This window comes from Myxococcus sp. CA005, from assembly GCF_006518205.1.
In the GTDB taxonomy this organism is placed as follows: domain Bacteria; phylum Myxococcota; class Myxococcia; order Myxococcales; family Myxococcaceae; genus Myxococcus; species Myxococcus xanthus.
In genome coordinates, this window is record NZ_SRLV01000021.1 from 80347 (window position 1) to 102788 (window position 22442).

The 22442-nt window shown below is 68.1% G+C and carries 12 protein-coding genes; 4 read left to right on the forward strand and 8 right to left on the reverse strand.

The window, feature by feature from the left end:
- Positions 1–28: 28 nt before the first annotated feature.
- Both FMQ63_RS12085 and FMQ63_RS12090 read right to left on the reverse strand, forming a co-directional pair.
- Positions 29–2107 (reverse strand): ATP-dependent helicase, encoded by a 2079-nt coding sequence (locus tag FMQ63_RS12085; protein ID WP_011553505.1) that lies wholly within the window; start codon positions 2105–2107, stop codon positions 29–31.
- A gap of 44 nt (positions 2108–2151) precedes the next feature.
- Positions 2152–3843 (reverse strand): hypothetical protein, encoded by a 1692-nt coding sequence (locus FMQ63_RS12090; RefSeq protein ID WP_026114006.1) that lies wholly within the window; start codon positions 3841–3843, stop codon positions 2152–2154.
- A 135-nt stretch (positions 3844–3978) separates the two neighbouring features.
- Here FMQ63_RS12090 and FMQ63_RS12095 point away from each other — a divergent pair, with 135 nt between their 5' ends.
- A complete protein-coding gene (locus tag FMQ63_RS12095; RefSeq protein WP_011553503.1) occupies positions 3979–4827 on the forward strand; it encodes a CHAP domain-containing protein in 849 nt (282 codons plus the stop codon).
- A gap of 18 nt (positions 4828–4845) precedes the next feature.
- Here FMQ63_RS12095 and FMQ63_RS12100 read toward each other — a convergent pair whose 3' ends face one another.
- Both FMQ63_RS12100 and FMQ63_RS37870 read right to left on the reverse strand, forming a co-directional pair.
- Entirely contained in the window at positions 4846–6027 is a 1182-nt protein-coding gene (locus tag FMQ63_RS12100) for a glycosyltransferase family 2 protein (protein WP_011553502.1), read from the reverse strand.
- Between the two features lie 166 nt (positions 6028–6193).
- Positions 6194–7615, reverse strand: a complete 1422-nt coding sequence (locus FMQ63_RS37870) for a lipopolysaccharide assembly protein LapB (protein WP_228556407.1) — start codon at positions 7613–7615, stop codon at positions 6194–6196.
- Positions 7616–8018: 403 nt separating this feature from the next.
- On the opposite strand from FMQ63_RS37870, the gene FMQ63_RS37875 reads away from it, so the two are divergent.
- A complete protein-coding gene (locus FMQ63_RS37875; RefSeq protein WP_225910005.1) occupies positions 8019–8432 on the forward strand; it encodes a hypothetical protein in 414 nt (137 codons plus the stop codon).
- 104 nt (positions 8433–8536) lie between these two features.
- Here FMQ63_RS37875 and FMQ63_RS12120 read toward each other — a convergent pair whose 3' ends face one another.
- Positions 8537–8953, reverse strand: coding sequence for a helix-hairpin-helix domain-containing protein (locus tag FMQ63_RS12120; protein ID WP_011553500.1), 417 nt, complete (start codon positions 8951–8953; stop codon positions 8537–8539).
- A gap of 4 nt (positions 8954–8957) precedes the next feature.
- Positions 8958–10235 carry an aspartate kinase gene (locus tag FMQ63_RS12125; protein ID WP_011553499.1) on the reverse strand — a complete coding sequence of 426 codons (1278 nt, stop codon included), beginning with the start codon at positions 10233–10235 and terminating at the stop codon, positions 8958–8960.
- A 135-nt stretch (positions 10236–10370) separates the two neighbouring features.
- On the opposite strand from FMQ63_RS12125, the gene hutH reads away from it, so the two are divergent.
- Positions 10371–11897 (forward strand): histidine ammonia-lyase, encoded by a 1527-nt coding sequence (gene hutH, locus FMQ63_RS12130; protein WP_011553498.1) that lies wholly within the window; start codon positions 10371–10373, stop codon positions 11895–11897.
- Between the two features lie 522 nt (positions 11898–12419).
- Positions 12420–14498 (forward strand): acetyltransferase, encoded by a 2079-nt coding sequence (locus FMQ63_RS12135; RefSeq protein ID WP_225909255.1) that lies wholly within the window; start codon positions 12420–12422, stop codon positions 14496–14498.
- Positions 14499–14672: 174 nt separating this feature from the next.
- Here FMQ63_RS12135 and FMQ63_RS12140 read toward each other — a convergent pair whose 3' ends face one another.
- On the reverse strand, positions 14673–15758 hold the full coding sequence (locus FMQ63_RS12140; protein ID WP_011553496.1) for a fatty acid desaturase: 1086 nt from the start codon (positions 15756–15758) through the stop codon (positions 14673–14675).
- 24 nt (positions 15759–15782) lie between these two features.
- Positions 15783–22433 (reverse strand): type I polyketide synthase, encoded by a 6651-nt coding sequence (locus FMQ63_RS12145; RefSeq protein ID WP_011553495.1) that lies wholly within the window; start codon positions 22431–22433, stop codon positions 15783–15785.
- Positions 22434–22442 lie beyond the last annotated feature (9 nt).

The following is a 22442-nucleotide window of genomic DNA, read 5'->3' on the forward strand; positions in this document are numbered from 1 at the left end:
CAGGAGTGCGCGTTTCTGGGCGACGGTGTCAGTCCACCGGGTCCGATCCACCCGGAGGGGGACCATCCTGCCCCACGGACGCCTCGGGCTCCGCCTCCAGGGTGGACAGGATGCACCGGTCGAACGGTGCGTCCTCCCCGCCGGGCAGTTCCTGGAGGAACCGGGACGGTCGCAGGAGGATCCGCTCCCCGTCCCGGGGCAGCACCGACTGGGGGTACACCAGCGCCAGGGTGTCCCGCGCCCGGGTCAGGGCCACGTAGAACAGCCGCCGCTCCTCTTCCTCCTCCTCGGGCAGGCGCGTGGCCAATGACAGCGGAAACCGCCCGTCGGCCAGCCACAGGACGAAGACGGCCCGCCACTCAAGCCCCTTGGCCTGATGGACGGTGGACAGCGTCAGGCACGCCTCCGGCCCCTCCTCCCTCAATGCCTCCCCCGCCGCGAACTCCGACACCAGGGCGATCTCCGACAGGAAGCGCGCCACGTCCTCGAAGCGGCCGGCGAACTCCGCCAGTTGGCGGACGTCGTCCTCCCGGTGCTCCTCCTCGGAGAACTCCGCCCGGAGGAAGTCCGCGTAGCCCCCGGCGAGGACGTCCTCGATGAGGCGCCCTGGTGAGGGGGACGCCTCCGGCTGGGTCAGCCGCCCCATCAGGTCACTGAAGGCCTGGAATCCCTTCTGCGCCTTGCGTGGCAGGTGCGCGCGGACGTCCGCATGGGCCAGCCCCTCCGCCAGGGGTGTCCCCTCCGGCGATGCGCGCAGAGCGGTCCAGAGGTGCTCGGCCGTCGCCGGTCCCACGCCTGGGACGCGCCGGATGACGCGCTTGAAGGCCAGCTCATCCCCCGGGTTGTTCACCAACCGGAGGTGGGCCAGCACGTCCTTGATGTGGGACTGCTCGAAGAAGCGGACGCCGGAGCGCACCCGGAAAGGGATGCCGCGCCGGGTCAACTCCAGTTGGAGCTCCAGCGAGTGATTGTGGGCCCGATACAGCACGGCCATGGCCTCCAGGGACAGGCCCTGGTCGCGGAGCTCACCGATGCGCTGGGCCACGTAGGCGGCCTGCTCCCCGGCGTCCCGGGCGGGAACGATGAGCGGCTTGACGCCCGGGGACCGTGCCGCCGTCAACACCTTGGGGAACTGGTTCGTGTTGAGCGCGATGGAGGTGTTGGCCAGCCGCAGGATTTCCGGCGTGGAGCGGTAGTTGCGCGTCAGCGCATGGACGGAGCAGCCCGGGTAGCGTTCGGGGAAGCCGATGATGTTGGTGAAGTCCGCGCCCCGGAAGCTGTAGATGGACTGGCAGTCGTCCCCCACCACCGTGAGGTCCTTGCGCTCTCCGGCGAACAAATCCACCAGGTCGCCCTGGAGCCGGTTGGTGTCCTGGTACTCGTCCACGAGCACGCAGCGGAAGCGCTCGGTGAGCTGCGCCTTCACGTCCGGGTGATGCGTCAGCAGGCGCTTGAGGTGCACCAGCAGGTCATCGAAGTCCATCAGGTGCATCTGCGCCTTGCGCTGCTGGAAGCGCGCGGCGGCGGCGAGCACCTCGGGCGCCAGCGGCAACATCTGCGGCCGGCGGTCCATCAGCACGTGTGACACGGGTTGCTGGAGGTTGGCCGCCAGGGAAACCAGGTCCAACACCAGGTCTGGCCGGGGGAAGCGCTTGTCGCTCTTGAGCCGGCGCTCGGCGATGCACGTCACCATCAGGTCCCGCGCGTCCTCGCGGTCCAGCACGGTGAAGTTCGTGGAGAAGCCCAGCACGCCCGCGTACTGGCGCAGCAGCACGTGCGCGGCATGGTGGAAGGTGCCGCCGAGGATGCGCCGCACGTCCACGAAGGCGCCGGCCAGCTCCTCCACTCGGCGCGTCATCTCCCGGGCCGCCTTGTTGGTGAAGGTGAGCAGGAGGATGCCCGCGGGCGGAACACCTCGCTCCAGCATGCGCGCCACCCGGAAGGTCAGCGTGCGTGTCTTGCCGGAGCCCGCGCCGGCAATCACCAGCACGGGCCCCTCCCCCGCCTCCACCGCGCGCAACTGCTCCTCGTTGAGGAGCGCGGCATAGTCGATCCGCAGCGAGGGCGTCACGGCCGGAGCCTGGAGCGTATCGGTGCGGGAGGCCATGGGGACGCAGACTCTAACCGGCCCGGCGCACCGGGACACCCGGATCAGGGAACCGGCTTGAGCGCGGTCAGCCGGGCGGACGCGGCCGCGCGGACCTGGGGCGACGGATCCCGCTCCCGGGCCACCTCCAGGAGCAGCCGCCCCACCTGCGGCAGCTTCGTCGCCACCGAGTCCAGCGCGGCGGTGCGCTCCTTCACGGCGTTCTCCAGGCGGTCACGCACACCGCGGTCCGCGCACGTCTTCACGCCGGGCGTCTGCTCACGCAGCAGCAGCTCCGCGTCCGCCAGCCGCGCGTCCGCCAGCCGCTTGGCGTCCGCCGCCTTGCGCTCGAACTCCGCCAGGTCCTCGGGGAACTCGGTGCTCGCGGACCGGGCGCGGGCAATGGCCGCCACGGCGAAGTTCGCGTTGACGGCCGCCGCGCAGAGCTGCCGCGCCGACGCCAGGGGAACACGCCCTTCGGGCGTCACCGGCTCCTCCTGCGCCACCTCCAGGGACCACAGCGCGAGCTGCCGCGCCGCCACCGCCGCGGAGAAGTGCTGGCGCCGCTCCTCGCGAATCTGCACCCAGCGCCGCAGGATGACCGGATCCGGCACGCCTGACTCGGCGGCGCGCTGGTACTCCGTGGACGCCTGGGCCAACTGGCCGGACAGGTCCAGCAGCACCGCCACCGTGAGGTACATCTCCGCGCTGGTGGCGCGCTCGCGCAGGGCATCCAGGCGCGAGGCCACCTCGTACTCCGCCACGGGCTTGGGCAGCGCCGCCAGCACCGTGCGCAGGGACTCCAGGGCATGCTGACGGATCAGCGGGTTGCGCGCCGCGCGCAGGCTCTCCAGCAGCGGATCCAACACGCGCACCGACACGTGCTGCCCCAGCTCCTCCGCGGCCTGCCAGCGGTCCAGCGCGTCGGGCGCCACCAGCGCGCGGCTCAGGTCCTCCGCCCCGCGCAGGTAGTGCCCCACGTGGGCGGCTTGGGCCAGTGGCTCCGGCCGGGCCAGGGCGGCGCGCTCGGCGCGGGCGTGAGCCAGCCGCTCCGGGAAGCCGGTGAGCTTCGGGCCCAGGGGATGGGCCTTCACCCGGGCCTCGGCCTCGTCCACCAGGCCGGAGACGAGCAGGCCTTCCACCTCCAGTTGCAGCAGCAGGACGCGCGCCTCCTCGCGGTGCGCGCCGGCCGGGTGCTCCTTGAGGTACGCGAAGAGCTTCGTCGCGCCGGAGGCCTTGGCCTGCGCGAAGGCTTGAGCATCCAGGCGGGCCTCCACGTCCTGGCGGCGGGGATCATCCGGCGACGCGCGCAGGTACTCCGCCAGCTTGCGCGGATCCTCCGTGGTGGCCAGCTCACGTGCTTCCGCCTCCGCCAGCAGGCGCTTCGCCTCGTCGCGCTGGACGCCGTCCGGGTGCTCCTGGAGGAACTGGCGCCAGCCGGCGACGGTATCCGTCTCCTTCGCCCCGTTGAAGCGCAGGCCCTCTAGCAGCGTCTTCGCCGTGCGCGCCTGGGCCGCGTCGGGGTACGCCTCCAGGAAGCGCTTGTAGGCAATCACCGTGTGCAGTCGCTTCGCTTCCTCGAACTCCAGTTCCTCCAGCCGCGCCTCGGCCGCGTCGGTGTCCGCGTGCGTGGGGTACTCACGAAGGAAGGCGCGATAGCCGTCGATGGTGTCCTTCTTCGCCGCGCGGTCATACGGCGAGGGGATGCAGCCAGTGGCCAGCAACAGGACGGCGAGGGCTCGGCGAAAGGAGGCCATGTCCCTGGAGCAATACCGCACCCGCGCCCACCCGGAAACCCAAGCGCGGACGGACGGTTGCCTGGGTAGGTTTTTTGACGACACAGCTTCCCGGGCGGACCATGTGCCCCCAGGACGCTACAGGGAGGTCGCACCATGAGGACAGTCACGCTGATGGGAATCCTCGCCACGCTGGCGACCGGCTGCGCCACCACGGGCGCGCCGCTGGAGCCATGGCTGGACTCCTACAGTCTTCGCTACCGCTCGGCCTCCCCGCCCGCCTTCCCGCGCGAGTCCCTTTCCAAGCAGGTGGCCACCGCGAACCGCGAGGCGCCCGCGGCACGTCCCGACACGGTGGCCGCCCGCCCGGCCAAGGCGTCGGGTGGCAAGTCCCGCGCGACGCCGGCCCGGGCCACGCGCCCCACCCCCGTGGCCAGTGATGCCCGCGCCAAGGTGGTGACCACGGCGCGCTCGCTGGTGGGCAAGACGCAAGTCGCACTCAACGGCCGCAAGTACCCGTCCGACTGCACCGGCCTCATCGAAGGCGTCTATGCCCAGGCCGGCGTCACCTTCCGGGGAACGGTGCAGCCCGGCGACAACGGCGTCACCGCCATGTACCGCTTCGCCCGCTCGCGAGGCCGCGTGTACCAGGAAGAGCGGCCGACCCCAGGCGACCTCGTCTTCTTCAACGAGACGTATGACCAGAACCGCGACGGGCGCCGCAATGACGGCCTCACCCACGTGGGCATCGTGGAGAACGTCAGCGCCAGCGGGACGGTCACCGTCATCCACCGCGTGCGCCGAGGCGTCGTGCGCTACCGCATGAACCTGGAACGCCCGCACCTTCGGAGGGATCCGAAGACGGGCGAGGTGCTCAACGACATGCTCCGGCACCCGGGCCCCAACCGCGAGCCCGTCCTCACCGGGCAGCTCTTCGGGGGCTACGGCAGCGTGCTGCCCAAGAGCCCCAAGGCCCAGAAGCCCGTCCCCGTGGCACTCCGGTAACGGGCTCCTGGATTCCGACTACGCGCGCGCCGTCCGGTCCCACGCGGCGCGCTGCGAGTTGCGCAGGAAGCGCCAGAACCCCACGACGATGGCCAGGTTCATGGTCACGAAGTAGTACGCCACCGACGCGGCCTTCTTCGCCGTGCCCCGCTTCAGCACCCCCGTCTTCCCCAGGTACGCGAGCGCGTAGAACAGCACCTGGCTGAACAGGGTGAACTGGTAGAAGAGCCGGTCCAGCAGGAACAGGTTTGCCACCAGCGCCATCCCCATCAGCGCGGGCGCGCACCAGCGCAGCAGCTTGTGCGACCAGAAGGCGAAGGCCGGGAAGCCCGCGGTCGGCAACAACAGCCCGGGCACCATGCGGATGCTCTGGAAGTTGCCCGCGGCGATGCGCGCCCGGCGGCCGAACTCCTTGCCGTAATCCTCCGTGGTCTCCTCGTGCGCCACGGCGTGCTCTTCGTAGACGACCTTGTAGCCCTGATCCAGGATGCGCAGCGGAATCACGAAGTCGTCCACGATGGTGGACGGCGGCAGCAGGGTGAACAGCGAGCGCCGGATGGCATAGAGGCCACCGTTGGCGCCCACCACAGCGCCGCGCCGCCCCTCGTACATCTTGATGAGCGACTCGTAGCTCCAGTACGCGCTCTCCTCGTAGTCCTGCTTCGTGGGGTTGTAGAGCCGCAGCTTGCCGCAGACGGCCCCCACCTCCGGGTCCTCGAAGTGGCGCACCAGCCGCTCGATGGCCTCGGGTTCGATCATCGTGTTGGCGTCGGAAAGAACGACGATGTCCCCCTGCGCCATGGGGATGCAGCGGTTGAGCACCGTCGTCTTGCCCGCCCGAGGCGCCGGTGACAGCCGCACGCGCGCGTCGGAGCAAGCGCGGACGATTTCATCCGTCCCGTCCGACGAACCATCCGAACCGATGAGCACCTCGAACCGCTCCGCCGGGTACGCCAGCGCGAGGCTGTTCTCCAGCTTCTGCTGGATGCACGAAGCCTCGTTGTAGGCCGCCACCACCAGACTCACCGAGGGCAACGCCCGCTGCCCGCCGGAGCCTGGATTGACTGTTTCCGCGCGCCGTCCATCGCGGGCGTTCTTGAGCACCTGCGCGGCCCCTTCGAGCAAAAAAAGGCTCAAGGGGTAGAGAAAGTAAGTGTGTGCGAGCAGCAGCACGGCACACCAGAAGAAGACCTCCGACATCAGCCCTGCCTCCCAGCACCCAGTCCTCGAAACGGGTCCGGGTTCAGCAAGAGGCGTGCCTCCTCCACGCGCTTGAATTCACACGCAGTGGCGCCACGGAGGACTCTGCACCGGGTGAGGGACTGGACTTTCTTCAGCCCTCGAGACGGCGGAAGCGGTCGTCGTTTCAGGGCGAGGCGGCGTCCGCGTCAATCTGCGCGATCAGCCGAGCCGCCGCCTGGTGGTCCGGGTTCAGCGCCACGGCGTCGTCCAGGAGTGAACGGGCGGCGGCCGTGTCCTTCAGCTTCAGCGCCACGCGAGCGCCGAGCAGGTAGGCGCGCAGCAGCGTGCTGTCGGCCTGGCGCAGCGCCTCCAAATCCCTGGCCACCGCCTCGAGCGACTCCGGCGGCGACCCGGCGATCAGCGCGTACTCGGCCCGAGCGAGCGTGCTCCACGGGTACGGTGCGCTCTCCACGTTGCGCAGACGCTCGGCCAGGGCCAGGGAGTCCGGTGCCGCCAGGACGGAGGCATGGAGGGCGCGAGCCTTGAGCCGAGCCGTCGCGGCACTGGGCGGCTCGGACTCCGGCGCCTTGCTCAACTGGGCCAGTTGCACGTCCAGTTCCTTGCGAAGCGTGTCGACGGTGTCACGCAGGGACGCCATTTCGCGCGCGTTGGCGTCCTGCTCCTGCTGGAGTGAGGTGCGGCGAGCCACCTGATCGGCAAGGACGCGCATCTTCGCCGCGGCCTCCAACCCCCGGGCGATGGCAGCGCCCCGGAGACGCAGACGCTCGGCATCCGCCTGGGCATCCGACAGACTCAGCGTGAGCGCTACCGCCAGCTCGGCCTGGACGTCGACGTAGCCAGGATTCTCGGCGGCGATGGTTCGCAGCCGTTCGATGGCCTGATGACGGTTGGTGGAGTCATCCCGACGGAGCAGCACCGATACACGGTCCGTCGCCTCCACCACATGGGCGGGGATCTCCACCCCGCGATTCTTCAGCGCGACGTAGCCCAGCGAGGCCACCACGATGAGTCCGACCAGGCTGGCCAGCACCACCCGGGGACGGATTCGCTGGGAGCCGCCGCGCTCGAACGCCCGCGCTCCGTCCATCGACAGACGGGTCGACGCAATCAGGTCCGGAGGGAGCTCCAGTGGGGCTCGGCGTGTTGCGGCTCCGGCCAGAGGGCCCAACTCCGAGGCACTGGAGTCATTGAGGGAACTCAGCCCCCCTGCCCCGGCGCCCGGTGTCGCGGTGGGCTCCGATTCTGGCGGGAGCTGGATGCCACTGTCGGCGCCGGACAGCGGTGACAGGCCAAAGGGGCTCGTCGCTCGGACGCCCACGGAGGGCTCAGCGGCATCCAGTGACGACGTGGGGGCCTCGCCGGACAGGCTCGCGGGCGCGGGAACGGGCGGCACGGAGCCGACGATCCGCTTCGACCCCACAGGTGCCTCGGAGGCAGACGGCTGCACGGCGCTGAACGTCTGGCTGCGCCCCAATGGGGCCACGGAATCGCTCGCGGGAGGCGCGGCGAATCCAACGGGGGCGCCGTCCGCCGAGGCGGAGCCCTGGGATGCAACCTGCGCCCCGCCAACGTGAATCGGGCTCACGGGAGGCGGCGTGGGTACGGAACCCAGGTCTGGCATCATGAAAGCGCCAGCCTGAGGAGGCGCGTACGCACCAAAGGTCTGGGTCGCGTTGCCTGCTGCCACGGAGCCAGGTCCGGCACTCCCTGGCGCCCCGTGTTGCTGTCCGGAAACCGTGCCGTAGGTCTGCGTCCTTCCCACGGGGGGAATGACAGGTGCCACCGGAGGAACCGCGCCGAACATCTGTGTCCCGGCTCCGGGAGCTCCGCCCTGCGACGAGGCGCCAGCATCGGCCGCCGGTCCCCTGAAAGGCATCGTCCCGAACGCCTGCGTCTGCGGCGCGGGGGCTACCGGGCGCACCGCCCCGAACGCCTGTGTCGCGTTGTCAGTTCTCCGCCCAGTCGTCGGAGCTGCCCCGAACGTCTGCGTGGACCCAACGGGAGGCACCGCGCCGAAGGTCTGCGTTGCGTTGCTCGCCGCGGGAGCTGCCCCGAAAGTCTGGGTGGTCCCCACGGGTGCCACGGGCGGCGCCGCGCCGAACGTCTGCGTCGGGTTGCTCGCTGCCGGAGCTGCTCCGAAGGCCTGTGTCGTTCCAACGGGCGCTACGGGAGACACCGCCCCGAACGCCTGCGTCGCGTTGTCGGCGCCCTGCCCCTTCGACGTCACCGCACCGTACGACTGCGTCGTCGTCACGGACGAACCTGCCGTGGCGCCAGCGGGAGTCCCCGCGAAGAGCTGCGTGGACTTCATGCTCGAGCGCGCGGGCCCCGCCCCGCCCGTCACCGCCGGAGTCGAGCGCGAGGGCGGCGGCGCACCATGCGGCGTGGCCATGAACACGTGACCACAGCGCGTGCACTGAACGGAGGCGCCCCCCGGCGGCAGCAAGCGGGAGTCGAGGACGTACTGCATCGAGCACTGAGGGCACGAGATCTGCACTCGACGTGCTTACCACACGGGCCCGGCGTCGGGAGGCGCGCCAAGCGCCGTGGCCGCCCGGAGGGTCTGCAACTTGGCGGAACCCACACCACGGACGGCATCCACGTCATCCCAGCTCTTGAAACCGCCCTGCTCCTCGCGAGCCTCCACGAGGCTCCGCGCCAGTGCGCGCCCGACGCCTGGGAGCAGGGCAAGCTCCTCCTCGGTCGCCGAGTTCAAATCCAACGGACGCCCCAGGGCCAGCGCCTGAGCTCCGGTCGGCACGGCGCCATCGCCACAGGTGGCCACACCATCCGGACGGATCCGCACTGACTCAGCGGCGCAGTCCAACGCGGGCGCCGTATCCGGCCAGCGCAGGCGCGCGACGACGCCCACGCCCAACACCCCCAGCGCGACGGCGGCGAGCGCGGCGGTGCGGCTCGCCACGCGCTCAGACCTTCTCGCCCATCAGGGCCGCCATCTCGGAGACGGCGGAGACGCCTTCCGGCGGCATCGGCTGATCCAACCCGAAGGCGGTGTGCAACGCGCGCACGGCCAGCTCCGTGTACTTGGCCTGGACCACGCAGGACACCTTGATCTCCGACGTGGAGATCATCTGGATGTTGATGCCCTCGGCGGACAGCGCCCGGAACATCCGCGCCGCCACACCCGAGTGATTGCGCATGCCCACACCCACGATGGACACCTTCGCGATGTCCCCGTCCGTCTCGATACCGGACGCGCCAATCTCCTCGGCGACCTTCCGCACCACTTCCTGCGCGGTAAGGAAGTCCGCCTTGCCCACGGTGAAGGTCACGTCCGTGCGTCCGTCCTTGGACGGGTTCTGCACGATGAGGTCCACCACGATGTGCTTCTCATCGAGCGGTCCGAAGATCTTCGCCGCGGCGCCCGCGACGTCCGGCACACCGCACACCGTGATCTTCGCCTCGTTGCGGTCATACGCGACGCCGCGGACCAGCACATCCTCCATGGAACTGTCCTCCTCACACACGAGGGTGCCGGGGTCATCGGTGAAGGACGACTTCACCCACAGCGGCACTTTGTACTTCATGGCGAACTCGACCGAGCGGATCTGCAACACCTTGGCGCCCACGCTGGCCAGCTCCAGCATCTCCTCGTAGGTGATGCGGTCCAGCTTGCGCGCGGACGGAACCATGTTGGGGTCGGAGGTGTAGACGCCGTCCACGTCCGTGTAGATTTCACAGGCGTCCGCGTTCAGCGCGGCGGCCAGGGCCACGGCGGTGGTGTCGGATCCGCCACGGCCCAGCGTGGTGACGCTGCCGGACTCGTCCACGCCCTGGAAGCCCGCCACCACGACGATGTGGCCCCGGGCCAGCGCGGCGCGGATGGGCTGCGCGTCGATGCTCTTGATTCGCGCTTTGGCGAAGGTGCTGTCGGTGACGATGCGCACCTGTTGGCCGAGGAAGCTGGTCGCCTTCCCCTGCTGGGCGTGGATGGCCATGGCCAGCAGGCCGATGGAGACCTGCTCACCGGTGGCGACGACCACGTCCTGCTCGCGCTCGTCCGGCCGGTCGGTGATTTGCGCCACCAGTTTCATCAGCCGGTTCGTCTCGCCGGACATGGCGGACACGACGACGACCACGTCATGCCCCGCCTCCTGGGCGGCCAGGCAGCGCAGCGCCACGCTCTTGATGCGGGCCACGTCACCTACAGAGGTACCGCCGTACTTCTGGACGATGAGTGCCACGGCGCCTGCAACCTCCCTCTTCAGACGGGCGGGAGCTATACGAGCCCGGCCGGCGGGTGTAAAGCGCCCGCCAGCACCACCGCACCCGTTTACGTTAGGGTGCCCGCCCTTTCGTCGCACCCATTGGAGTCCCGAATGTCGCGCCCCCGTATCCTCATCGACGGTGACACCCTGAAGCTCGAGGAAATCCTCCAGGTGGCTCGCAACGAGGCCACCGTGGAGCTGTCGCCCGACGCCGCCACCCGCGTGCGGGCCTCGCGCGCCCTGGTGGACCGCGTCGCCGCCGGAGACACGCCCGCCTACGGCATCAACACCGGCTTTGGCACGTTGGCCGAGGTCCGCATCGACAAGAAGGACCTGCGCGACCTCCAGCGCAACCTCATCCTCTCCCACGCGTGTGGCGTCGGCACGCCCCTCCCCCTTCCGGAAGCGCGGGCGCTCCTGCTGCTCCGCTGCAACGTGCTCGCCAAGGGCTACTCCGGCATCCGCATGGAGACGCTGGCCCTGGCGCTGGACATGCTGAACCGGGACGTCGTGCCCGTGGTCCCCGAGCGGGGCAGCGTGGGCGCCTCCGGGGATCTCGCCCCGCTGGCGCACCTGGCGCTCGTCTTCATCGGCGAAGGTGAAGCCTTCTATCAGGGCCAGCGGATGCCCGCGAAGCAGGCGCTGGAGCGCGCCGGCCTGCAACCGGTGGTGTTGGAGGCCAAGGAGGGCCTCGCCCTGGTGAACGGCACACAGGCCATGTGCGCGGTGGGCACCCTGCTCCAGCTTCGCGCGGAGTCCCTGGCGGACATCGCCGACGTCGCGGGCGCCATGACGCTGGAGGGGCTGCTGGGAAGCCACAAGCCCTTCATTCCTGAGATTCACGACGTCCGCGCGCACCCGGGCCAGAAGGACGTCGCGGCGCACCTGCGGCGCATCCTGGTGGACAGCGAGCTGGTGGAGTCGCACGTCAACTGCAGCAAGGTGCAGGACCCCTACTCCCTGCGCTGCATGCCGCAGGTGCACGGCGCGGCGCGCGAGGGCATCGCGTTCTCCCGGCGCATCCTGGAGGTGGAGGTCAACAGCGCGACGGACAACCCGCTCGTGTTCGCGGACACGGAGCGCATCGTGTCGGGCGGCAACTTCCACGGCCAGCCCATCTCCCTGGCCATGGACGTGGTGGCGATGGCGCTGACGCAACTGTCGTCCATCAGCGAGCGGCGCGTGGAGCAGCTCGTGAACCCGTCGCTGTCCAACCTGCCGGCGTTCCTGGCGAAGAACTCCGGGTTGAACTCCGGCTTCATGATCGCGCAGGTGACCAGCGCCGCGCTGGTGGCCGAGTCCCGCGTGCTGAGCCACCCCGCGTCCGTGGATTCGATTCCGTCATCCGCGGGCCGAGAGGACCACGTGTCCATGGGCATGACGGCGGCGCTCAAGGGCCGTCAGGTCAGCGACTTCGCCCGTTCGTGCCTCGCGATTGAAATCCTGGTGGCGGCGCAGGCCCTGGACTTCCGCCTGCCGCTGAAGCCCGGCAAGGGCGCCCTCGCGGCGTACGAGCTGGTGCGCTCGAAGGTCCCCCACATGGACAAGGACCGCGAGCTGCACCGGGACATCGAGGCGGTGAGCCAGCTCGTCGACTCTGGCGAGCTGCTCGCGGCGGTGCGCTCCGCCACGGCCTGACGCAGCACAAGCGACATCGACTTCTCCTACGATGACGAAGGGCCCGGAGCCGAGAGGTTACTCTTGGCACTCCGGGCCTTTTTCATTTCATGCGCACGCTGATGCACCTCCGAACGACACTGCTGGAGAACACTCGGCATCGGAGCGGTAGCACACCAATGCGCACCAGCGGTTGCAATCAAACGCTCAGAAACACATTGGCAACACCCTATTCAATGCCAACACCCCTGAATCCATAGATTGCCATTAGAACGATTCGCCTGACGGGTCATCACGAAGTGTGGTGCCACGCGAAATGGGGCACCTCCGCAAAGCGAGGCAACAAGACCATTCCCGTTTTTCTCTGTGAAAGAGGACCCCTCCTGCATTAACGGGCGATCTTCCTCATTCTGTGCGGCGTTTCAGGGAAACCGCACGGACAGAACCGTCTCATCGTGCTCCGGGACGATTCGTGCGCCCTCAATCCCATGCTCTCATCTGTCGCGGCCAACTCTTATTGAGCGAGGCCCTCTAGGAGCACCAATGCCGGTAACAACAAATGGTCACGATGTTCATTCAGAACTGACCGCTGTCCTCACCCCCATGGAGCAGGAACGCAATCGCCTTGCAGTCACAGGACGATCACTCACAGAGGAGGAGCAGCGGCGCCTCTCCCAGCTGAATCGTCTCGCTCCGCTCATCCGCAACGCCCTCGATGTGATTACCGAGGCCGAAACGGGCCTACAGCCGGCGCCAGTTCCGGAGGCCGTAGTCGCCACACTTCGCGACGGTCGCTACGATGGCGGCAACGGCGAGGTGGCGCTTGAATTGCGTGTCGATGGAGCGGGAAGCGGCGTCATCAGCGCCGACCTGTTCCGTGTGGACACAGCCGGCCGCCAGTACGTAGCGTCGATGCGCACCGCGCCCGGCATGCGTGTGAATCTGGGCGATGGCCGCTGGCCCATCGTGGGGCAAGACGAGGATTCTCGGAAGTCGACGGGAACGCTCACTCTCACTCGACAAAGCCCGCAGACCGATACGCTTGTGGGGATACTGCACTTCGAAGCCCCCCTCACCGGACTTCCCGTACGACGTGACTTGTCGTTCGTCGTGGAGCGCACTTCGGACAGTCTGCGCCACGTGGGCATCGAGATGGAAATCGAGGATGATGTAGAACCGCCCAAGCCCCGTACGTTCGGTGATCGGGAAATTACGATCGAGACGGCGCTCGCCGATGCAGGCATCGAAACCTACGTGGCTGGTATGGCCAGCAAGATTCCCTCCAACCCCAATGGATGGGACAACGCCCAACTGCACGCGCTCATGAAGGATGTCGCACAGGCTTCGCTTCTGCGACGCGCGTGGGACTTACATCTGCTTATACTGTCGCGTTCGACAGACCAGGGATTGCTGGGCATCATGTTCGACACGACGGACCCACTTCCACGCCAGGGAGCAGCCGTCTTCGCATCCGAGATTCGTGGCATTCAGGGCATCGACCATGAGCGAAAGCTCATTCAAACAACCATCCACGAACTCGGGCACGCACTGAACCTGGCGCACCGCTTTGAGCGCACAGTAGGCCGTTCAGATTCCACCTCGTTCATGAACTACGATTGGCGCTTCAAGGGCGGAAGCCGGCGCGACGAGTTCTGGTCGAAATTCCGTTATACCTTCGACGCCGACGAGCTTGAATTCCTGCGGCACGGCCCACTGGCTCCACTCATTCCCGGAGGGGAACCGTTCCATTCCATCAATTACTGGGCAGACGGCTCCGGCGGCTACGCGCCGTACCTGCCCGAGGTACCCATCGCCGACTTCAAGCTCGTGTTGAAGCCTCCCCAATCAGGCCCATTGTTCACGTTTGCACAGCCCGTTTTTCTCGAGGTCGAGCTGACGAATCAGACCGGTCGCCCCCTCGACATGCCGTCCTTTCTCCTCGACCCCAAAGCCGGCTTCCTAGAGATCCTAATTCGTCGACACACTGGTCAATCGTCACGAGGGATTGATGGGGCACGCTCGTTCATCCCCGTCGTCCAGCGGTGCTTTGACCGAGGTGTTGCACATGCCGATCGTGTCCAGCCCGGTGGCTCAATGACGAACAACCTAAACCTGACGTACGGCTCTGGCGGATTCTCGTTTGCGGAGCCCGGAACGTACGAGGTGACGGCGGTGCTCGCCATAATGGATGAGTCGAACAATCGCGAACTCGTCGTGCGCTCGCAGCCTCTACGTATCCGAGTCGCAACGCCGAAATCCAACCTGGAGGAGAAAGACGCACTCGATCTGCTGCGGGATGATGTCGGCCTTTACCTGGCCTTGGGTGGTTCGTCGGCGCTGCCCAAAGTAGCGGACCGCCTAGACGAAGTGGTCAATCGGCGCCGTGAAAAAATGGGCACGTCCGACCCAGTAACCGCAAGCATTATCCGAGCCAAAGCCATTGATGCACAGCGGCCATACATCCGCCTAATCGACGGAAAGTTCAAGCGGCAAGCCGGAAATCCGAACGAGGCGGCGAAACTCCTCAAGAGCCTCGACGATAAGGCGTTGGAAAATTTCGATTCGACAACCATCACTGGGACTCGACAGCTGCTCTCAAAAATACACAACACCGCAGGCTAATTCTCTGACTGGGTGATTCTGGTGGGGCGTACACGAAGCGCTCCCAACCCTTCGGCGCGATAACCGCCAGCGGATTCGGAACCGCTGGCGGTTGGCCCATTTCCATAATGAGTCAGCGGCCTGAGCAAGGCCGACACACAACAAGCCACGCGTTAATCACCTCCCAGCAGAAGTTCAAAGCACGATTGGCTCTTTGAGTTGGCGGCGCAGGTCCTCTGTGGCAATCGCAGGCGTCCCCTCCGGTGCCATGAGCGTCTGTCCGTCCTCGGCATAGAGCGCCGGGCGCCGGTACAGCATCCGGAGCGCGTGCAGGTGCGGGTACACCTGTGACGCTTCGGGGTTGAGATCGCGCAGGTGCTTGCGAAGCAGCGGCGCGAACTTCGGGCTCATGGCCGGGAAGATGTGGTGCTCCTGGTGGTGGCTGAAGTTGTAGTGCAGCCAGTCCATCACCGGATGCGTCGCCACGCTGGCCGTGTTCACGAAGGGGTTGTCCGACTCCTCGTGCGCGGCCAGCAGCCAATGGTTGGTGGCGATGTAGATCATCAAGGTGATGTTGCCGATGAGGAGCGGAAGGATGAGCGCATAGAGCGCCCCCATGGGCCCCATCCACCAGCCCACCGCGCCCCACCCCACCATCACGAGCACCGTGAGGACGCGCTCCCGCGTTCGATGCATGTGCACATGCTTGAACTGCGGCAGCCGGCTGTGGTGCCAGAGGAAGGCCTGTCCCTGGGCGGTGAAGAAGAAGCTGAAGCTGACGAAGCTCAGCAACGAGCCCGAGCCCGGGGACATCGCGTGGAACACCTTCGCGAACCACTGGGTCCGCCACTCGCTCTGACGCGGCAGGATGTCCGGATCTCGAACCAGGACGTTCGCCGCGCTGTGGTGTGCCTGGACGTGCCACGCCCGCCAGTTCCCGGGGGTCACCAGGAACGGGCTGAAGCCCACCCAGCCCAGGAGACTCTCCAGCGCCCTGCTGCGGAACACCGCGTGGTGCAGCGCCTCATGCGCCGCCAGCCCCACGGCCGTCACCATCTGCCCGAGCGCGAACGAAATGAGCAGGCACGCCCACCATGGCAGCCGCCCGCTTCCCGCGGCCCACATCAAGACCACCATCACCGGAACCAGCCCGAACGCGACGATGCCTCGCAGGGGCTGCGGCTGGAAGGACTCCGGCGGCATCACCCGGCGCAGCTCCGACCGCAGCCACCGGGGGTCATCGGCGGGAATGGGTCCCGCCTGGGGATTGGAAGAATTCATGCGTTCACCCGAAGGAAGGAGGTCTCAAGCCATGGGCCGCGCAAGGCCGCCCTCGAGCAACATCCGAAGCCGCCCCGCCTCGTCGAGCGCAGCGACGGTGCCGCACTCCAGCAGGTCGCCATCCACTCGCGGAGGAAGTGCCTTCAACGAGAGGTGAAGCGGCGCTCCACCCCGGACGTCCACCAGGCCGCGATCGAACGTGGCCCGCTGGAACTGGATGGGCGCGAACACCGCGCTCGACTCCCCATCCACATGCATCGCGCTCAGCCGCAAGGCGGCATCCAGGACGAGCGCGGGCACGGTGCTGCCCGCCTGACGAGGCTCGGCCGGCAGCCCCAACCGCGCGAACCGGGCCGACGGCTCGATGCGAATTTCCTCCAGGCAGTCGAACATCTTCCGCAGTTCGATGGGTGCACCGGCGGCGCAGTGTGGGTCGTGGACCCGCAGTGCCTGTCCCGACGGCGCCGCCGCATCCAGCTCCGGCGTGCCCCGCGGCGGCTCCGCCGTCAGCGTGAACCGCGCCTCCGCATAGACGAGGTCCTTCTCCAGCACGACACCCGACGCATGGACGATGTCCCCCATCAGCCGGACCCGCACGCCATGACATCCGGGCTCATCGATGAGGGGCGAGCATTCGGCGCGCAGGTGCTGGCGGCCTCCCTGCTTGACTCGGATGAAGCGTGAGAACCGGACGTCCTCGATGGTGACGGTGCGCAGCTCTGGCCGCCCGTTGCCCACCGCGGCTTGCAGCATCAGGTCCAACGCCCAGGCCCCAGGCAACGTGGGCGTGCCACGCACGAGGTGGTCCTCCAGGCACGGCACACTCGCCGAATCCACGACCAGCTCGCGCTGCACGGGCCCGGCCGACAGAGAACGCGTCTCCTCCGCGGGCAAGACCTCCAGTGCGTAGTAGGAACGCTCGCTCTCAGTGAGCTGGACGTTGATGGCCTGTCGAGGCCGCCCATCCACGAGTTGGAGGAAGAGCGCTTCGCCTTCCTCCGCTCGGATTCCTCGCAGATGCCGGCTGGCACCGAGCACGCGGTACTCCGAACCCCGCGTCATGCCGATTCCGTCCCAGGCCAACCAGCCCACGCTGCACCAGCGGACCTCCTGGCTCGCGTCGCTGACCCAGGCGCAGAGCCGGTCCAGCGCCTCGTTCGCCGCGCCGTAATCCGCCTGCCCGTCATTCCCGATGTAGCTGAACGCGGAGGTAAGGATGTGGAACGGCACCGGCCGAGCGAGCCGACTCACGCAGGCTTCCCGCAGGTTCCTGAGCCCCAGCAGCTTGGTGCCCAGGTTCGTACGCAACTCCCCGAGCTGCCTGCGATTCAGCTTCTTGGACGTCTGCGTGCCCGCCCCATGCACCACCAGGTCCAGTCGTCCATGCGTGTCGACGATTTCCTGGACCACGCGGTCCACGTCCGCCGCTCGCGTGACGTCCGCGGCCCGGTAGAGCACCTCGCCCGGAAGCCGGCCCAGGCCCTCCAGCGTGGCCTTCAGCTCGCGAGCGGCCAGGAAGCGCTCGAAGCGCTTGCGCAGCTCTGGCATGCGCACGCCCCGATTGCGGGCCAGCTCCGAGGCGTAGAACTCCCGCTCCATCGCCGGCAGGTCTTCCTCACGGGCCTGGAGCACGCGCAGGGGTGCCTCATCCGGATCGCTCCGCCCTACGAGGACCACCTTGCATCCAAACCGCTTGAGCAGGGCTCCCGCGAGGACTGCCGTGACGCCCCGGCCCCCGCCCGTGAGCAGGACCACCGAGCGCGAATCGAGCGTCGCCGCCAGGTCCGCCGTGACGTCCGTCACCCGCAACACGCGGACACAGCGCACCGGACCTTCGAAGCACACCTCGATGGAGTGATTCCCCTCCACCTCCGAGCCCAGCTCAGCCTCGGCCAGCTCGAGCGCCTCCTGGAGCAGCATGGCCGTGGTGGAGACGGCACGAACGTTCCGGGCAGGCACTTCCCGCCCGATGGACTTGAGCATCCCCGCGAACAGTCCCGACATTGGATGCAGGCACCGCCGTGGGCCCACAGCGCCAATGCACAGACTCACCAGCTCCACCTCGCCACGAGACAGGCGCTCATACGCGCGACGGGCGGTCAGGAAGAGCAGCTCCAGGGCCCCGTGCTTCATCGCCGTGTCCGCGACCACCGCGGCCTCGAGCGCCCCTGCCTCGATGCGGCTGACCGCAAGGATGACCTCGGGCTCGAAGCCAAGGGCGGCCAGCCCGGCCTCCGCGGAGGTGTCGGTCGTGAGGTCGACGTACCGGACGCGTCCCGAATCCGAACCTGTTCCCGGACAGAGAATCAGGTGCTCCGCCCCGCACAGGGCCTGCGCCCGAGCTGCAAGCTCGCGCGCGAGCGCCACGTCCTCCGCGATGAACAGCACCCGACGGCCTCTGAGATACGAGGGCCGTGTCTTCCGAACCGGCCGCTCCACCAGCACGGGCGACAGGTACTGAATGGGCGCGGCGTGGTCGAAGCCTCCCGCTGCGGCTTGCAACTCGGCTCCCGATGCGCCGTCGGCGGGTGACGACGCGGATTCAACAGAACGGGAAGAAGCAAGCCGCACTCCCTCTGACGGTCGGGACGGCAGTTCGCTTCGGCCGTCCGTCACGGCATCAGGATGCGTCCGAAGAGGTGACGTGGAGGCGTCAATCCGCCCTCCCTGCTCCGCTGCCCGAGATGACACGCCAAGCCGGCCTTCCGTTGCGGCATGGGAGTGGGCTCGCGACGACGACTGCATTGATTCCACGGGCAGCCCGTCCGCCATCGGCTGGAGCCGCACTTCGAGCCGGACACCTGTCGCGGCATCGGGGTGGAACCGCAGCGTGCCAGCACGGCCATCCGCCGCCGCGTGTACGGCGCGCAGCAATGCCAGGCTCTCCGCCGCCGAGTGCGGTGGCAGGTCGATACCCGCACCTGTCCCCTTCGTGCCACGGGTGGAAAGCTGAAGCTGGCACATGGGCTTCAAGCCGAGCCTTCGGGCCTTCTCCGCCGTCGTCACCGCGAAGAGCGCCGCGCCTTCCTCGGGCTGCTGCGCCCCTCTGACTTCACCCGGCCTGCCAATGTGCGTACTGCCCACGAGGACCAGCTCGAAGCCGCTCTCCAGAAGCCCCCGCGCAGCCTGGAGCGCCGCCGAGGACGACGCAGCCCCCGCATCCACCACGAAATTGGGCCCCTTGACGTCGAGCGCTCCCGCGACACGGCCGGGCGTGACGTTCGGCATCATCCCCTGAAGCGTGTACGGCCCCGAGGGACGGAGGCTCCCCATCACCGCCGAGTAAAGACGCTCCGCCAGGGGCAGCACCGCGGCGGATGCTGGCTCGCGACGAGCCTTCTCACTCAAGCGCCGTTGCAGCGTGAACGCCAGGACACGCTGGACCGCCTCGACACCACGGCGCGTCTTGCCCTCCAGCCCCAGCACGATGGCCGTCCCTGAACGAAGCGCGTCGAACGCCCCCAGCTTCTGGGCGAGCGCACTCCCGACCACGAGCCCGAGGTGCTGCGTCGCATCCATGTCCTCGGAGATGTCGGGCAGCAGGCGCACCGTGGGCGGCAGGCGCAGTGCCTGCAGATCGAAGCGCGCTCCCACCTCGACAGGAACCCCCGCTTCGGGCCGTCCGCGTCCATCCGGGAACAAGCCCTCCGTGGCCACGACCACGAGTTCGGCCTCCGATGGGATGCCCTCACGGGACTTCGGCGCCGATGAAGGCCCCCGGTACTCCTCCAGCACCAGGTGGGCATTGGTTCCGCCAAAGCCAAAGCCATTGGTGGCGGCACGACGAGGCAATTCGCCATTCTCCGGCCAAGGCTGCTCGCGCGTGTTCACCTCGAAGCCGGGCCCCATGGCGCGCAGCGCGGCACCGGGCGCATCGAAGTTGGACTGCACCGGGAAGATCCGGTGCGCCATCGCCTTGCACAGCTTGATGACCGAAGCAGCACCCGCGGCCCAGCCAACGTGGCCAATCAGTGCCTTGACGCTGGCGAGCTGAACGCCACTGCGCTTGCCACCAAAGACGCGGGCAATCGACCTGAGCTCGGTGGCGTCCCCCGCGGGAGTCGCCGTTCCGTGCGCCTCGATGTACTGCACGCTCGCCGGGTCAACCTGGGCCCCCGAGTAGCACGCCTCCATCGCCGCCACCTGCCCGTCCGACCGAGGCACGTTCGCTGAGCTGCTCCGACCATCACTGGAGAGCCCCGCGCCTCGAATGACGGCATGGACCCGGTGCCCCGCCGCGACTGCGTCCTTCAGGCGCATCAGCCCAACGACACCCGCGCCTTCACCGAAGATGACGCCGTCCGCGCGCGCGTCAAAGGGCCGGCTCCCCGTGGCGGACAGGCCGTTGAACTGTGAGAACAGACAACTGTTGCCAGGCCCCGGCGAGAACACGCCGCCAGCAAGAATCAGGTCCGAGTCCCCTCGCTCCAGCGCCTTCATGCCCAGCGCCATGGCATAGAGCGACGACGCACAAGCAGCGTCGAGCAGCGTGGTGGCGACACCCTGCCCCACCACGTCCGTCACCACGGCCTGCAGGGTGGGATGCGGCGCCAGGTCACTGGAGATGGCCTCCACCCCAAGTGCCTCACGCGCCGCGCACGCCAGCGCCGCGATGTCATGAACCCGCTCCCCCCGGGCACTCAGCAGCGCCTCTCCAGCCTCCACGCTCAGCGCGGCGTCGTACTCGGCCGACCCTTCCGCCGTCGAACCGAGCAGGCACTGGATGCGCCCCGGCGTCTTCGATGCCACCGGCTTCAGTCCCTGCATGGCCTGCGAAAGGGCGATGGCCAGCAGCTTCTGCTCGCGGACGTACTGCTGGAAACGCGTCGGGTCGAAGCCCGGCGGCGGAACCAGGTCCTCATCCCGCACATACCCCGTGAGCAGGGTGTACGTCCGGTCTGGAGTTCCCGCGGGACCCGCGAAGTCCGTCACCAACTCGGGCTGCAACAGGCCCTGGTCGACGATGCCGCTGATGCCCTTCCGGATGTTCTGCCAGTACGTTTCCGGGTCCTTCGCTCCCCCCGGCAGGATGCAGCCCAGCGACACCACGGCAATGCCGCTTTCGTCGACCTCGGCGGCATCCACGGACTTCGGCTCGATGCCAGCCGACGGGGCAGACCGCTCCGCCGGAAGCAGCTTGCTGATGACGCTCACCTCGGCGGCCGTCTCCTCGGGGATGATTTTCTGGACGATGCGCGCCAGGACGCCCGTGGTTCCGCAGTCGACGAAGCGCGCGCATCCCGCGCGGGAGAGCGTCTCCACCGTCCCCAGGAAGTCGAACGAGCGCACCAGGTGCGATGCGAGCGCATCCGCCAGCTCTGGCCGCCCGCCCACATAAGCGCGCCGTTCAATGGGCGAATAGATACGGCGCCGTGGCGCCTGCATGGGCACACGGTCCAGCATCTCGCGGAAGGCCTTCGCGGCCGGGGCCATGCCCGGATGGTGGAAGGGGTACCGGCTCGAAACGAAGGTGAATCCCTGCCCCCGGCCTTCCAGCAGCGCGCGGAGCCGCGCGAGCTCACCGCGCGCTCCCGCTACCACCGTCTGCCGCGCGTGGTTGCGTCCCGCGATGTGCAATCTCGAAGCGCCGCACTCCGCGATGGCGCGAACGGCCTCGGACTCCCCGAGCGCCACCGCCGCCAGCGTTCCGAAGTCGTCGGGAAGGACCTGAAGCGCTCGGATGCGGTGGCAGACGACCTGCGCGCCAGCGCGCAAGTCGAGCGCACCCGCCGCCGTCATCGCGGCAATCTCCCCGAAGCTGTGCCCCACGAACACGTCCGGGCTCGCCCCCTGGCGCTGCATCCACCGGGCGCCCAGGACTCCGGACAGGTAGATGCCCAGTTGGTCGAGCTGAGGCAGCTCTTCCAGCGCACGCTGGACGCCCGAGACATCACGCGCGGCGAGCAACGGCTCCGCCTCCACTCCGACCGCACGACATGCGGCGGCGACCCCCTGAAGCTCGTCTCCGAGGTCAGGGTCGAGCGCCTTCAATTGGAGATAGAGCCCTGGATCAAACGAACCCTGCCCGGCGAACAGAAATGCCGTCGCCCCCGGCGGCAGCACCAGCGCGCCGGGACTCTCGGCAGTACTCGCCGCGGGCGCCCCCTCCAACGAAACGACGCGGGACGTCCCCAGCGACGCCGGGTCCGCGAGCAGCGACTTCGCCAGCGCCCGGATGGACTCTGGAAACACCTCCTTGAGTGCGGAACCTCCCTGCTGGACACAGTCCCGGAAGCTCCGTGCCCCTGCGCGCTCGAAGATGCCGGACAACGAATCGAAGCACCGCAGGAACGAATCGGGAAACGAACACAGGGCACCCGACGTCCGGTCCGCACAGAGAACCGTCTGGAAGCCGCACGCCACTGGCGTCCCATCGCTCTTGAGGGTCCTAAAGCAGAAGCGGATGGAGACCGCTCCCCCCTCCTCCAGTGTCGTCAGCACCACCAACCGGTCTCCCAGGCTGGCCGGTGCCAGGTTGCGCGAGTAGCCCTCGTAGGTGAGCAGCAGCACCTGGTCGAAGTCGCGCCGGAACTCCGGCACGTCGAACACGTCCGGGCTGAAGAGCAGGTGCTCCCGTCCAGCACACTGGAACTTGAAGTTCGTGAGGAAGTGATGGCTCCCGTAGGCCATCGTGTCATCGAAATGAATGTCGTACGGGACCGCGAAGTAACCCATGGCAATTGG